This is a genomic window from Sphaerochaeta sp., assembly GCF_050178175.1.
Lineage (GTDB): Bacteria > Spirochaetota > Spirochaetia > Sphaerochaetales > Sphaerochaetaceae > Sphaerochaeta.
This window is the reverse complement of the sequence record NZ_JBFXGH010000054.1, coordinates 1-13,883: the sequence shown is the minus strand read 5'-3', so window position 1 is coordinate 13,883 and position 13,883 is coordinate 1. Positions and strand designations below refer to the sequence as shown.

Here is a 13,883-nt window from a genome sequence, read left to right as displayed (position 1 = left end):
CTCTTCTCCTCCACCCCTGGAGGCATCCAGGAGATGGGTTTGATCAGTGACGAATTGGGACTGGAAACCCCCAAAATCGTCCTGATGCATACATTTCGCATCCTGGCGGTCCTGGGGATACTTCCCTTGATAGCTGGTCTTTTTGGTGGTATCTAGGCTGGATTATACAGGGAAGAAGTGGGGAAGCGTGGGTCGCTGGTAACATTGAGTACCAGCTTTCTCAACCCTGAGGAGTCTCCACTGCTGGGGATATGGGTCATATGCACTTCACATCCGCGCAGAAGTGGAAGAACCCCGCTCGCTTTCTTGGCATCCTCGCTGATGGCGCAACTCATGGCCAGGCAAATGAGCACCTCATCAAGATTCAGGCTCACCCCCCTGCCCTTGAGCACATCACGTTTCATTGCCGTCACTGACTGTACGATGGCAGGAGGAATGAGGTCGATCTCGTGATCGATATCCGCAAGGACCTTCACTGCGTTGAGAATCAAGGCGGAAGAAGCGTGCAGGAATGGGGAATTACAGCCGGTGACGATCCGCCCATCAGGCAATTCAATTGCTGCTGCACAGACAATCCCATTTATACCCTTGTTCCGTTCAATACCTCTCTCGAGGGCATGCTTGGCGGCAGGAACAACGCTACGATTTTCACTGGAAAGCTTTGCCCCCTCCATGATGGAAAGACTCCGCTCGACGGTATCCTTGGTGCCGATACCTTGGACATATTCACAGGCAGCTCGATAGTAGCGCCTGATAATCTCCTGTTCACCTGCTTTCCTGACAACCTCATCATTTATGATACCAAATCCACAGCGATTGACTCCCATATCAGTAGGACTCTTGTAAGGACAATCCTCGCCTGTGATCTTGCTCAAGATCCTATTGAGAAGAGGATATGCCTCCAGATCCCTGGAATAATTGACGGTGATCTGGTTGTAGGCACTTGCATGGAAGTGGTCGATCAGGTTCTTGTCCCCGATATCCGCAGTTGCACTCTCATAGGCAATATTCACCGGATGATCAATGGGCAGGTTCCAGATCGGGAAGGTCTCGAACTTTGAGTAGCCACTATGCCGCCCGGCCTTGTAGTCATGGTACATCTGTGAGAGGCAGGTACCGAGCTTCCCGGAACCGGGACCGGGACCGGTCACGATAACAACCGGCCGGTCGGTCTCAATGTAGGGATTTGCGCCATACCCTTCGTCACTGACAATCAGGTCAACATTGTTCGGATAGCCGTGGGTTGCACGATGGGTATAGACGGTAATGCCACGTTGCTCGAGAATGTTCTTGAAGTTGACCGAACTAGGTTCCTCATCAAACCGGGTTATTACCACACGGGTGACCTTCAACCCCCACTTGGAGAAGTCGTCGATCATCTTGAATACATCCGTATCATAAGTGATACCGAAATCACTCCGCATTTTTCGTCGTTCTATATCACCACTATGGATACAGATGATGACATCAATCTGTTCCTTGAGTGACTGGAATACACGCATCTTCACATTCGGGTCGAAACCGGGAAGCACCCGTGATGCATGGTAATCGAACAGGAGCTTGCCTCCACATTCCAGATAGAGCTTCCCATCACTCTGCTTCACTCTCTCGAGGATGTAATGACGTTGCTCCTCCAGATACTTCTCATTGTCAAAACCAATTGCACCCACGCTTCCTACCCCTTGTATTGCAGTTGCTCTGCTATAGCTTCTTGCGTCCGTTGGTCAAACAATACACCGATAAGCGCCAAAGAGAACGGCATGGCAGCCCCAGGTCCTTGTCCGGTAACCAACGAACCGTCCACGATGAACGACTCATTCTCCAGTACCAATCCAGGACAGGTCGCCTCCGTCCCTGGATATCCTGTCACCCGTTTACCGTCCAACAAGCCGGTCTTGCCAAGGACAACTGCAGGAGCCGCACAAATGGCCGCAACCACCCCACTCTGGGCAATCTCAATAACCTTCTCCAAAACCACGAAGGATGCAGCAAGATTCTTCGACCCTTGCACTCCCCCTGGAAGGACCACACAATCAAACGGCTTATTCTTGCAGGATGCCAGGGTGGTATCAGCATGGACCACCATGCCATGGGCACCTTTCACTGCAAGAGTATCAAGCGAAGCCACCGTGACTTTCGCCCCACTTCGCCTAAGCAGGTCGATCGGTGTGATAGCCTCGACTTCCTCAAAACCTTCTGCAAGGAGAACCAAAACTGAGGGAACCATGATAAGACCTCCATTCTTCACAGCGGCTGGATAATGCCGCCTTCTCTGCGAGCCTTGCGAAGTAAATCGCAAGCATGGTGCACAATCCGTTCGGTCTCATCCCAACCGATGCATGCATCGGTTACGGAGACACCATATTTCAAGGTCGATAGATCTTCAGGAATTTTTTGGCATCCTTGTTCCAGGTTGCTTTCCAACATGAAGCCACGAATGGCCTTCTCACCCCAGGAAACCTGGTCAATGAGAGAACGCAGTACCCGTTTCTGCCGTTCATAGTGTTTTCTGGAGTTTGCATGACTGCAATCGATGATGATCGAGGGATTCACCCCCTCCTTCTGCATGGAGACCCTTGCATTCTCTACATCATCCTCATAGTAGTTGGGACTCTGGTCTCCACCACGAAGGATCAAGTGACAGCAATCATTACCGGTGGTCCTGAAGATGGCACTGGCTCCAGAGGCATCCATACCAATGAATGATGCCGGTTGAAGGGCGCTCTTGATGGCATTGATTGCAGTATTCAGATCTCCACTGGTACTGTTCTTGAACCCAACAGCCACACTCAAGCCACTGGCAAGATTTCGGTGGATCTGGCTCTCGGTTGTTCTTGCACCAATCGAAGACCAACTCATCAACTCGTCAATGTACTGGGGGATAATGGGGTCAAGTACCTCACACCCTACCGGCAGTCCCAACTTCACGATGTCCAGCAGGAGCGAGCGGGCAGTCATGATGCCACCACCGATATCATAGGAGCCATCCATCTTCGGATCGAGGATCAGACCCTTCCAACCACCTACGGTCCTCGGTTTCTCAAAATAGGTCCGCATCACCACAAACATCTCTTCCTCGATCTCGCTTGCAAGTTTCTTGAGCTTCCGCGCATATTCGAGCGCTGCCTTGGGGTCATGCAGAGAACAGGGACCGATGATTGCAAGCAATCGTTGGTCCCTTCCTTGGATGATATCGTTGACCGTCTGACGGCTTCGACGTATGGATTCTGCGGTTTTTTCATCAACCGGCAGCAGGGAGACAACCTGTTGCGGTGTAGCAAGTGGTTCAACCTGCTTGATTCTGATATCTACGTTTGCCATGCTGATTATTCCTTTGGGAAGGTATACCACGACTCAGCGATGAGGCTCAACCCTTTTCGGCTCCCTTTGCTGTATCATCCTTGCCTCTGGAGTACAGAAATCGCTTGATCTTCTGGGTTGGTGTTCTCTGGAACGGCTCTTCCTGCAACTCAGCACTACTGAGTCGGCTGAAAGCACTCAATTCCTTATTCACATCCTCCCGGATTTTTGCGACATATTTCAGGGCTTCATCCTTTGCCTCATTGACATTCAACGCCATCTTGCTGGCAAAGGCTTCAACGTCGATCTTGATCAACGCCGCCAGACCACCTTGCTCTGGGATGACCAATGACTCAGTGACAAAATCCTGATTGTTTATTACCGACTCGATCAGCTCAGGGTAGATATTTTCCCCTCCACTGCCCAGGATCATGGTCTTGGTCCTCCCCTTGATGGAAAGTCGACCATGCTTGTCCAGGTATCCCAGATCTCCTGTCCTGAAATACCCATCCTCGGTGAAGCTTGCCTTGTTCAGCTCAGGATTGTCATAGTACCCCTGCATGACATTCGGGCCCTTCACCAAGATCTCTCCCACCCCGGTCTCCGGATCAGGATCAGCCAGCTTCACATCGACATGCTCAACCAATTTGCCGATGACCCCAACATAATGTTTCTTTGGTTTTCCACCAGCAATCAGGGGAGCGGTCTCGGTAAGCCCGTAACCTATGGCATAGGGGAACTTTGCATCAGCAAGGAATTGTTCTACTTCGCGGTCAAGTGGAGCCCCTCCAATACCGAAGAACTTTATATGACCACCAAAGGTCATCTTCAGTTTCCGACCTATTGCCTTGCTGATCAACTTACGGGTAAAGGAGTAACGCATCCATTTCTTGATCTTTTCGTTGCCCTTGGTGACAGGAAGCACGGCACTTCGGTATACCTTCTCGATAAGCAAGGGGACAGTCATCACAATCGTTGGCTTGACATCCTTGAGCGCAGGAAGCAGGATCGACGTAACCGGTGGCTTGCCTAAATATACAATTTCACATCCACACATGAGCTCCAATATTTGTCCGGTGGTGAACTCATAGACATGGCTTACCGGCAAAATTGAGAGCACCTTGGACTTGTGATTGAGATTTACATACACATCAGTCGATATGTCAGCATTCCATACAAGATTCTTGTGGGTGAGCATCACTCCCTTGCTGTTGCCGGTCGTCCCACTGGTATAGATCAGGGAGGCCAGATCATCTTCCTGGGCAAGGGAGGCTTCACGAAGCTTCCTGCCCTTTTCATCTATCTTCCTGCGGCTGATATCCTTGCCTGGTGCGGCTGCAAACTGAGTCTTGTCCTCCAGACCTTTCACGATGGATGAAGGGATGTGGAACAGGTCTTCCATCCTCACCAGATAGGAGTCATTGGCCTGGACGTACGCTTTTGCCTTCTCAAAATGCTTGACGTTTATCACGACACCTTTCGCCCCAGCATGTTCAAGGATCTGGTTGGTTTCCTTGGTTGAGAAATCGGGGAGGATCGGAACAGCTACACATCCAATGGAGGTGATGCCGAAATAAGCTGCCATCCAGGTAGGGCAACCCTCCCCCATGATGGCGATCTTATCCCCACGGGAGAATCCAGCTTCGAGGAGGGTAAGCGAAATGGCATCCTTCATCAACTTCAGCTGGGCATAGGTAATCTCACTACCCTCTTCGCGGTAGGTACGTAAGGCAATCCTGGCCCCATTGCGGCTGGATGTACAATCAACCACTGCGTCCATTGTATACTTGTTGACGGTCTTCATAGTCAGGCCATCTTCACGCTTGAGTTTTTTTATTCTCTTCAAGGACCATACTTCTGCTTGTTTTTTCTTCATAAATGCACCTCGTTTTTTGGTCCATACCACTGATTTTTCCTGCATACAGTAAAGGGAAGGTCAGTCATGGACTGTACCACTTTTTCCAGAATCACAGGATCATTGTTACATTCAGAGAGATGGATGAAATAGACATGTTCACCCTTGAAGCCACTCTCACAGAGAAACTGCAAGGCTTGGTCATTGGACAGATGCCCATGATTACCGGAAATCCGCCGCTTCAACATGGCTGGATAGGGGCCGGATCTCAACATCTGTTCATCATAATTCGCTTCCAGAAATAGAATGTCAGCATCCCCTGCGAGCATCATCTGTTGCTCGCTGGTGATGCCTGTATCGGTCAATACCATGTAATGAGTATCCTGGTGGGTAATATACCAACCAACAGAACCACCACTGTCGTGACTTGTTTCAAAACAGAACAGGGAGAAGGATCCGACCTCGACAAGTTCCGATGTACAAACTGTCTGCAGTTTTCCCTCTGGGATACCCAACTTCTCGATCAACAGCGGTTGCTCAGCAACCATACGATCGTGGGCATACACGGGTATGGGCAATCTCCGGGAAAGCACCCCTACACCACGTGCATGGTCAGGATGGAGATGGGTGAGGAATACCGCCTGTACGGTAGACAGAGGTACAGAGAACTGAGACAGACGTCTTGTGAGCTCCACAACACTGTAGCCCTGGTCAATCAAGATGGAGACGGTACCATCGGTGAAAAGATAACTGTTTCCACTGGACCCACTGCCCAGAACGGCATACTGAACCATTAAAGCGTTCCCCATGCAGTAAGTATTGCTGGATCATAGCCTAGGTGAACCTTTCCCTTATAGCGAAGCACTGGAGTCTTGAGCAGCTGGGGATGCTCTGCCAACTCCTGGGCAGCATCAAAACTTCTCCATGCATAGCCTTCTTTTGCATAATAGGCACTAGACTCATCAATCAACGTTTCAGCATCATATGCGCAGAAAAGCGAACGCCACTCCCCTTCGGAGAGTGTGCGTTGGTTCAGGTCAACAAACTGGAAGGCGATGTTGCGTTCTTTGCAGCTCCTGATTGCCTTCGCAGTTTCTTTGCATTTTTTTGTTCCGATAATCTGAATCATGCATTCCCCTGTCATCTATATAGTATAGTAGACAGGGTAAAAAGGCAAGAAACCCGACAGATTGCCGAATCGTGTCAACTCACGAAGAGCTCATCGATCTCACGTTGGTAGAGACGATTGATTTCAAATCGTTTCAGTTCCTGCTTTGCACTCAGCTCCTTACCCACCTCAAAGCTCTTGGAGAGGAGACGGAAGCGAACGATATGCTCGAAGCTCTTGAAACCATGCTTGCTGTTGATGATATCAGTGATTGTTTGCTCGATCAGGCTTATCACTTCCTGCATCTGATACAGCTTATCGGCGAGGTAGGGAATTTCCTTCTCCTTGAGGTACTCCTCAATTCGTTGCTTGTTGAGCACGATCAAGGCACCCAGATACTTCTTGTCCTGCCCCAGTACAATGGCCTGTTCAATGAAATCACTCTCACAGAGTTTTGCCTCGATGGGTACCGGTTCAAGGTTCTCCCCTCCTGCCAGCACAATGGTATCCTTGGCCCTTCCGCTGAGAGCAAACTCACCGCGGTGCGTCCAGATACCCAGGTCTCCGGTGTTGAGCCAACCATGCTCATCCAATACCAACCGGGTAAGATCAGGACGCTTGTAGTATCCCTTCATCACCTGTGGTCCACGGACCATGACGATGCCTTTCTCACCGGGTTTTGCTTCCTGTCCCTGTTCAGTGACTATGCGTACCTCCGTTCCTTCAAGTGGACTTACCGTACGCTTAACCCCATGGAGTAGAGGCCGGACAGCTACCACAGGAGCACTCTCGGTCAGTCCATATCCGTCAAGCAACTTCACACCGATTGAGGCGAAGAAGCTATCCACCCCTGCACTGAGAGAGCCTCCGCCACTGACACCGGCAATGAAATTCTTGCCCAGTTTCTGCTTGACCTTGGAGAATACCAGATGGTCTCCAACCTTATAGAGTGGATGGAGCAACACCATCGGCAACAGTCCTGCCGATACATCAAGGATTCGGCTTCGCTTCCTGAACGTGGCAACCTCTCCCAGTACCAAGTCCCTGCTTCTGCTGTACATACCAGCAACCTTGATGAAGAAGGAGAACAGGCCTTTGGCAACGGGGCTCTTGTTCTTCATGCTGGCAAATACTCCAGCCTTTACTGCTTCCCATATGCGGGGGACAGAACCCATCCAATGAGGATTCACGAGCACCAAGTCAGCGAGCAGGATTGAACCCAGTGGCTTGGAATAGGCAACTGTTGATGCATTGCCAATGATGACATACTGCAGGATTCGTTCAAAGGAGTGCCAGACGGGGAGGACGCTGAGCCAACGCTGACCAGGCGACAACCTTTTGATCAACTTGGGAACAGCCTCCAACTGGTAGGCAAAGTTTGCATGGGTGAGCATGACTCCCTTCGGGTCCCCAGTGGTACCACTGGTAAAGATGATGGTTGCAATTTCCTCACTGTTGCCTTTATCTCGCTCGCTCTCCACCCTTTTGGCAATGGCATAATCATCAAGGAGTGCCCTACCCTCATCCACGAGATCCTGATAACAGAGAATCTCGATCTTGGTGGCGGATGCAGCCTCATCACGTTGCTGATGGGTAAACTCACGATCCATGACGATCAGGTGCTGCAAAGCCGGGAGGGTTTCACTGATGTTGAGAACCTTGCGCAACTGGACCGCATTCTCGACAAAACAGAATGCCGCTTCAGTTATAGAGAGAATGAAGCTTACCTCATAAGGCATTGCATCCCGCCCACGGGGAACATCAGCGGCTCCCAGGCTGAGAATAGCCAAGTCGCTGGCGAGCCATTCACGGCGGTTGTCACTGATCAGGCCAACCAGGTCTCCGCGTTTGACGCCATGGTTCATCAGGCTGGCAGCCAAGCTGTTCACTTCACTATAGAGATCGGAATAGGAGATCGACTGAAAAACGCCGTTCTTGTCCTTGCTCATCTGAACGGTGTATGCGGGATATTGTGTGACGACCTCTGCAAATATCTGTGGTATGGTCTTATACATAGCAACCTCCGTGTATGGTACTATCTATTATATAAACACATTTTCACTATTTGTCAATCTGTCAAAATAAATATATTGCAAACCTTTTTCTTTATATTTCATACACCTAGGAGAATTTCCCCAAGTAGAGCCAAAACTACGGGAAATATCATCATTATTGACTCTTTATAAGGAAACAAATCATAATGGCCCAATATGATAAGGAGAGACTTTTTCATGAAAGAACGGATTTCTACATTGCTCAAGAGAGAACCACAGGCTGAATTTGTTGTGGCAGAAGGCTGGGTAAGGACCAAGCGAGACAGCAAGAATGTATGCTTCCTTGAGGTCAATGATGGTTCGTGTCTGAAGGGACTGCAGATTGTCATCGACAAGGAGCAGCTTCCTGACCTCTCCATTCTCAATGATATCACCACCGGTTGTTCAGTTGTCTGCAAGGGCCCAATCGTTGCAAGTGCAGGTGGCAACCAAGCAGTCGAGATGGCCACTGTCGACGTACAGGTAGTGGGTCCCTGTCCGGTGGATACCTATCCTCTCCAGAAGAAACGGCATACCATCGAGTATCTTCGTGAGATTGCCCACCTGAGAGCGAGAACCAACATGTTTGGTGCAGTGGCACGGGTGAGAAATACCTTGAGCTATGCTGTCCACACCTTTTTCCAGGAACATGGGTTCTTCTATGTGAATACCCCGATCATCAGTGCAAGCGATTGTGAGGGAGCAGGCGAACAGTTTTTGGTCACCACCCTGGATTTGGACAACATTCCCCGCAGCGACGATGGAACGATCGATTACACCAAGGACTTCTTTGGCCGGCAATCCTTCCTTACCGTCAGTGGTCAGCTGGAGGGTGAGACCTACGCTATGGCATTGAAGAACATATACACCTTCGGTCCCACCTTCAGGGCAGAGAACTCCAATACCAAGAGACACCTCGCTGAGTTCTGGATGGTAGAACCCGAGATGGCTTTCTGTACGCTTGAAGGAAACATGGAAGTAGCAGAAGCATTCCTCAAATACCTGTTCAAGACCGTGTTGGAGGAGTGTGCAGAAGATATGGCTTTCTTCAGCAAGTTTGTCCAATCGGGAGTACAGGAAACGCTCAAGTCAATCGTGGAGACACCGTTTGCCCACCTGACCTACACTGAGGCGATTGATGAACTTTCCAAGCACAACGACAAGTTTGAATTCCCTGTCTCCTGGGGCAGCGACTTGCAGAGTGAACACGAGAAGTTCCTCACCGAGACAATATGCAAGCGACCGGTGATCGTGACCGATTATCCCAAGGAGATCAAGGCTTTCTACATGAAGCTGAATGAGGATGGGAAGACCGTTAGGGGCATGGATGTCCTGGTTCCCCGCCTGGGTGAGATCATCGGCGGCAGCGAACGTGAATCGGACCTTGACATATTGACCAAACGCATGGAAGAGCTGGACCTCAATCCTGATGATTACTGGTGGTATCTTGATCTGAGACGATTCGGCACAGTCCCTCACGCCGGATTCGGCCTCGGATTTGAACGCTTGGTGCAGTACGTCACAGGGATGGGAAACATCCGCGACGTCATACCCTACCCAAGGGCTCCAAAACTGGCAGATTTCTGATCGGGTACAAGGCGGCATGGGCCGCCTTTTTTACTGATAAAACGAGAACAATGCCCAGACAATCAATTGGCTGGTAGTGTGCACCCCACTCTTGAGGAACAGATGCTTCTTGTGTGCGATGACCGTCGACACCTTGATGCCCAGGAGAGAGGCAATCTGACGGGTTTCCTGTCCACTCACCATAAGGGTCAGCACCTGATGTTCCCTCCTGGTCAGAACAGCAGGATGCTCATTGACTCCATCATGAGGATGGGGAGCGGAGAGAAATCTCCCCAGCATCATCTCAAGCAGTGGCTCACTACAGGTAAGGGAGAGTACAATCGTGTACTGGTCCTCCAGCAAGGAACACATCATTTTCATTGATTTCGGACAAAAGACAAGTAGGTTCTTGGACGGTAACAGCCTCTTCATCTGTACAACCGAGGGAAGGTCCGGGCAGTAGCAGATGCAGTTTCTCATCTCAATTTCCGGAGAGTGAGTACCAAGACGGTGTGCATGTATTCTCAGCTGAGGATAACCGGCCAGTCGACTCAGCATCCTTTCCCGTTCAAATGCATTACGGTAGAGTAAGATTGTTTCATGGTTCATGTCCTCCTAAGAGGTAGATCAGGCATTTTGCTTCAGCATGCTGGTAAGCAATGCATCAAAAGAATCGCTGAAAGCCTTGGTCTGCTTGCCACTCATCCTGGAGTGGTGTTCGCTGAAAATCCCCAGCTCCCTGAACTCTGTCATGGCATTACGGATGGAGAGCCGCTCGGCCATATTCTCTTCGGTATAGGTATTCCCCCGATCATCCAGTACTGTGATACCTTTCTCCACCAAACGACCAGCAAGAGGAATGTCATGGGTGATGACAAGGGCAGGCCTTTCAGCATGGTCTACAATCCAGTCATCTGCACTATCATCACCCTTCTCCACCTGTACCTGGTTGATGGAGCTCTTTATTTCTCTGAGAGACGATTGATTATCTAATCCTTGTTTCTTAGCCTCATAACGCAAGGCATTGGTGTGCTGTTGGTAGGCTTGCTCCACATCCTTGAGTACACGGTCTGCAACAAAGTAGACCGAGAGGTTTCGTCGAACTACTGCCTTGAGAATAATCTGTCTTAGGTTTCGCGGACAGGAGTCTGCATCTACATAAAGGGTGAACATGCCTCCAGCCTACCGCAAAATGCAGGGTTTTGTCACCCACGGGAGAAGAAACCGTCACAGCTACCCCGCCTGCACTACAGGCTATGGTGTTCATCTGCGAAGGAGTGTAACTCCGGAAACAGAGACGGAGAGGAATTCGTATATATAAGGCAAGAGAAGCAGTTGCCTTCCTTTTTCACTTCCACCCGAACAATGACCATATCGAAGGTCGATTCCTCCAAGCTAATGCCCATACAATCGGGAAGGAGGTGGACAGAAGGTTCTCCTTGCCTCCCATAAGGTTACTCAAGGCCATGGTAAAGTTCCAATGAAAGGTATCAATACCCCGGACTCAGGAGGCGTTGCCTCCTTTTCCGCCCCAAGGGACGGGGTATCTCACCTTGCTTTCCCGGCACTCGCTCCAGAGAGGAACCTTCCTGCTGATTCCTTTCCTCTCGCTCCGTTGGGGAATAAGGCATTTCTTGATATTCTAGGTGAAATTCGATTTGCACACCGAACATAATGAAGACGTCCTCGAGAAGGACGCCTTCATTACTATAGGTTCTACTTTGCTCTGGCTAACTTTTCAGGAGGCTGTTGCTCAGTTGCACTCTCCATATACTCCTTTCTCCAGATTGGCTCAGTAAGTTCACTAAGCCGTTCATCGTATGCCACAAGTTCCCTATAATAGGTTTCATCTGAGAGAATATCCTCTGCTGTTTTATTCTCGCCATGCGCATCACTGGTTAGGATATTTGCTCGGAAATTTGCATAATGGTCACGTATGGAACAGGGCATGAGCAGGTTATCAACATTCTTTGCATCTGTTAGCTGGCTACCTTTTTGCCAGGATCTGCCGCGACGCATCATGTCAGACATGAGGGCATCTCCGACATGCTTACCTTCAGCAAAAAGTCGTTTTACGTTGTCAATGGTATAGGGTACGAAAACACATGGCATGATATCTCCATTCCAATTAATGTAGAGATAACCGCCTTCTCGCCCGTACGCAATGCATCCCCGTGTGAGCACTCCACTATTCCAGAAATCGGCCATCGGATAGCGTTTTTTCGCCATCAAGGATTCCCATTTGCGGTAGAGTTTGACACGTGTTTCCGGATCAGGCATAAGCTCGAAAACCTCTTTCCCGCGTCCTATCGGCATAAGCTGGAACTGCCACATAAATGAGGCTCCCAGCTTGTCAAAATAGGTTTCATAAAACTCATCAGTAAGAAGGAGATCAGCATTTTTGCTTGTACTGGTGACAGAGACGATAAACGGCATACCCACATTCCTCAGGGATTCCATGGCAGAAAGAATTTTCTTGTATACTCCTCTTCCTCGACGCTCATCGGTCTCTTTCTCAAATCCTTCGACGGATATTGCAGGTACTCCATTTCCAAGCTTTTCTAGTTTTTTTGCCATTTCATCATCAATAAGTACGCCGTTTGTGTAGAACATGAAGAAGGTGTCCGGATGACTCTCGAAGAGATCGAGAAGCGTCTTCCCCTTGTCTTCATACATCAACGGCTCACCCCCGCTGATAACAACGAAGCGATTGCCTGCATCTTGTTCCAGCTCAGTAACAATTTGGTCTACAGTCTCAAACGGCAATGATGGAGTAGAAACTCCGTTACTGGAAGCATAACACCCTTCACAGTTCAGGTTGCAACGCTGAGTCGGTGAAATGACGGCAAAGCTTGGTGGATTTGTCTGATATGTTTTTCGATACTCGGCAACTTTTTTCTCCCGTGCTTCCCTTCGTCCAGTAGCGAAAGCACCATCGATCAAAGCCACAGACAGACGATCAATCACATGCTTTGAGATATACCCCTTGTTGATGTTCTCAACTGCCCTAGACAACAATGAAGAAGCCCACTCATATCTCTTGTACGCTACAGCAGGAATGTCATCTTCACCGCTTGCTACAATCGACTCATAAAACATGCTGTCAAGCTTTTTAACAACCTGCTTTTGAACAATTTTGTTTGAAACGGCCAACCGTGTTACCATTTTGGCAGCTCTTGAATTATTCATAAAACCCTCCTTAAGAGTAAATTTATTGCTTCATAACAGCGACTTCAGGTTTGAAATTAATGGAAAGAAGATAGGATACAGAACGCTGCAGCTTATGCTTTGCCTCTTCCAACGAGGTGTTATAGGCATTAAGCAGTGCACCATCTACAATAAGACGAATTGCATCTACCAAGCCCGCTATAGTTTGGCGGGGAGTTAATTGTCCTTCTTTTATGCCTTGCTGCACCACTGTTTTTAGGGATTCAACCCACAACTTGTTATAATCATCCTGAAGTTGCAGCAGACGCTTATTCTGATGTATGGCAGAAACAATAGTCAGATATCCCTCAGCACCAGTATGCTGATAATTACCGCACTGATCCACTTCATACAGTGGTGAAAGTGGAAGGTACATGATTTTCTGGATTTTTGATTGAAAATTTCCAGGACCCGATACAATATCCGGCAACTCTTGGAATTGCTTGAAGAAATAGGTTTTCACCACCTCCTCAAACAAATCCTCTTTACTATTGAAGTAATGATAGAGCGCACCACGGGAAACACCGGCTTTATCGATGATACGGTTAATACCAACGCGATAACCCTCAGTTACAAACAATTCAAAAGCGGTGACAATAATCTTTGTTTTGCTTTGTTTCTTCTTCATAACATACCGACCTTCCTGTTTTTATTGTAGGACATGAAATTTTAATCGTCAACCTTAAAAAATAGAATTTACGGCAATGCCCCATACCGCTTTTCTCCAAACCCACCACAGTAAAACGGTTGCTGTTTGAAAAAAGTACCACCCATGTCTGCTAGCCGCTCACAGGATACCCGTATCTTCAAAGAG

Annotated in this window: 14 protein-coding genes; 3 read left to right on the top strand and 11 right to left on the bottom strand. The window is 49.0% G+C overall.

Annotated features, from left to right (window positions below; translation table 11 throughout):
- A partial coding sequence (locus AB7S66_RS07515; RefSeq protein ID WP_428518829.1) for an AbrB family transcriptional regulator occupies nt 1–156 on the top strand: 156 nt, incomplete at its 5' end.
- Here the strand turns inward: AB7S66_RS07515 and AB7S66_RS07510 are convergent.
- From AB7S66_RS07510 to AB7S66_RS07480, 7 genes are all read right to left on the bottom strand, one after another.
- Nucleotides 153–1,670 (bottom strand): DUF1846 domain-containing protein, encoded by a 1,518-nt coding sequence (locus AB7S66_RS07510; RefSeq protein ID WP_428518828.1) that lies wholly within the window; start codon nt 1,668–1,670, stop codon nt 153–155. The genes AB7S66_RS07515 and AB7S66_RS07510 overlap by 4 nt on opposite strands.
- A gap of 5 nt (nt 1,671–1,675) precedes the next feature.
- Nucleotides 1,676–2,227, bottom strand: a complete 552-nt coding sequence (locus AB7S66_RS07505; protein WP_428518827.1) for a DJ-1 family glyoxalase III — start codon at nt 2,225–2,227, stop codon at nt 1,676–1,678.
- A 17-nt stretch (nt 2,228–2,244) separates the two neighbouring features.
- On the bottom strand, nt 2,245–3,321 hold the full coding sequence (locus AB7S66_RS07500; RefSeq protein ID WP_428518826.1) for a 3-deoxy-7-phosphoheptulonate synthase: 1,077 nt from the start codon (nt 3,319–3,321) through the stop codon (nt 2,245–2,247).
- A gap of 46 nt (nt 3,322–3,367) precedes the next feature.
- A complete protein-coding gene (locus tag AB7S66_RS07495; protein WP_428518825.1) occupies nt 3,368–5,176 on the bottom strand; it encodes an AMP-binding protein in 1,809 nt (602 codons plus the stop codon).
- Nucleotides 5,173–5,964 carry an MBL fold metallo-hydrolase gene (locus AB7S66_RS07490; RefSeq protein ID WP_428518824.1) on the bottom strand — a complete coding sequence of 264 codons (792 nt, stop codon included), beginning with the start codon at nt 5,962–5,964 and terminating at the stop codon, nt 5,173–5,175. Before AB7S66_RS07490 ends, AB7S66_RS07495 begins: the two co-directional genes overlap by 4 nt.
- Entirely contained in the window at nt 5,949–6,284 is a 336-nt protein-coding gene (locus AB7S66_RS07485; RefSeq protein WP_428518823.1) for an arsenate reductase family protein, read from the bottom strand. The genes AB7S66_RS07490 and AB7S66_RS07485 overlap by 16 nt, the downstream gene beginning before the upstream one ends.
- Nucleotides 6,285–6,358: 74 nt before the next feature.
- The gene (locus AB7S66_RS07480; protein WP_428518822.1) at nt 6,359–8,278 is read right to left on the bottom strand and encodes an AMP-dependent synthetase/ligase; all 1,920 of its coding nucleotides are present in this window, start codon (nt 8,276–8,278) and stop codon (nt 6,359–6,361) included.
- 216 nt (nt 8,279–8,494) lie between these two features.
- Here AB7S66_RS07480 and asnS point away from each other — a divergent pair, with 216 nt between their 5' ends.
- Nucleotides 8,495–9,883 carry an asparagine--tRNA ligase gene (gene asnS, locus AB7S66_RS07475; RefSeq protein ID WP_428518821.1) on the top strand — a complete coding sequence of 463 codons (1,389 nt, stop codon included), beginning with the start codon at nt 8,495–8,497 and terminating at the stop codon, nt 9,881–9,883.
- Between the two features lie 30 nt (nt 9,884–9,913).
- Here asnS and AB7S66_RS07470 read toward each other — a convergent pair whose 3' ends face one another.
- On the bottom strand, nt 9,914–10,471 hold the full coding sequence (locus tag AB7S66_RS07470; RefSeq protein ID WP_428518820.1) for a response regulator transcription factor: 558 nt from the start codon (nt 10,469–10,471) through the stop codon (nt 9,914–9,916).
- A gap of 18 nt (nt 10,472–10,489) precedes the next feature.
- Complete coding sequence (locus AB7S66_RS07465; RefSeq protein WP_428518819.1) at nt 10,490–11,035, bottom strand: YaiI/YqxD family protein; 546 nt, start codon at nt 11,033–11,035, stop codon at nt 10,490–10,492.
- A 307-nt stretch (nt 11,036–11,342) separates the two neighbouring features.
- Between AB7S66_RS07465 and AB7S66_RS07460 the strand changes: the two genes are divergently transcribed.
- Entirely contained in the window at nt 11,343–11,537 is a 195-nt protein-coding gene (locus AB7S66_RS07460; RefSeq protein WP_428518818.1) for a hypothetical protein, read from the top strand.
- A gap of 41 nt (nt 11,538–11,578) precedes the next feature.
- Here AB7S66_RS07460 and AB7S66_RS07455 read toward each other — a convergent pair whose 3' ends face one another.
- On the bottom strand, nt 11,579–13,051 hold the full coding sequence (locus AB7S66_RS07455) for a radical SAM/SPASM domain-containing protein (protein ID WP_428518817.1): 1,473 nt from the start codon (nt 13,049–13,051) through the stop codon (nt 11,579–11,581).
- A 22-nt stretch (nt 13,052–13,073) separates the two neighbouring features.
- Entirely contained in the window at nt 13,074–13,697 is a 624-nt protein-coding gene (locus AB7S66_RS07450; protein ID WP_117330050.1) for a TetR/AcrR family transcriptional regulator, read from the bottom strand.
- Nucleotides 13,698–13,883 lie beyond the last annotated feature (186 nt).

Coding starts and splice junctions, on each gene's coding strand:
- AB7S66_RS07505 (WP_428518827.1), bottom strand. CDS start 2,227: ATGGTTCCCTCAGTTTTGGTTCTCCTTGCAGAAGGTTTTGAGGAAGTC.
- AB7S66_RS07500 (WP_428518826.1), bottom strand. CDS start 3,321: ATGGCAAACGTAGATATCAGAATCAAGCAGGTTGAACCACTTGCTACA.
- AB7S66_RS07495 (WP_428518825.1), bottom strand. CDS start 5,176: ATGAAGAAAAAACAAGCAGAAGTATGGTCCTTGAAGAGAATAAAAAAA.
- AB7S66_RS07490 (WP_428518824.1), bottom strand. CDS start 5,964: ATGGGGAACGCTTTAATGGTTCAGTATGCCGTTCTGGGCAGTGGGTCC.
- AB7S66_RS07485 (WP_428518823.1), bottom strand. CDS start 6,284: ATGATTCAGATTATCGGAACAAAAAAATGCAAAGAAACTGCGAAGGCA.
- AB7S66_RS07480 (WP_428518822.1), bottom strand. CDS start 8,278: ATGTATAAGACCATACCACAGATATTTGCAGAGGTCGTCACACAATAT.
- asnS (WP_428518821.1), top strand. CDS start 8,495: ATGAAAGAACGGATTTCTACATTGCTCAAGAGAGAACCACAGGCTGAA.
- AB7S66_RS07470 (WP_428518820.1), bottom strand. CDS start 10,471: ATGAACCATGAAACAATCTTACTCTACCGTAATGCATTTGAACGGGAA.
- AB7S66_RS07465 (WP_428518819.1), bottom strand. CDS start 11,035: ATGTTCACCCTTTATGTAGATGCAGACTCCTGTCCGCGAAACCTAAGA.
- AB7S66_RS07460 (WP_428518818.1), top strand. CDS start 11,343: ATGAAAGGTATCAATACCCCGGACTCAGGAGGCGTTGCCTCCTTTTCC.
- AB7S66_RS07455 (WP_428518817.1), bottom strand. CDS start 13,051: ATGAATAATTCAAGAGCTGCCAAAATGGTAACACGGTTGGCCGTTTCA.
- AB7S66_RS07450 (WP_117330050.1), bottom strand. CDS start 13,697: ATGAAGAAGAAACAAAGCAAAACAAAGATTATTGTCACCGCTTTTGAA.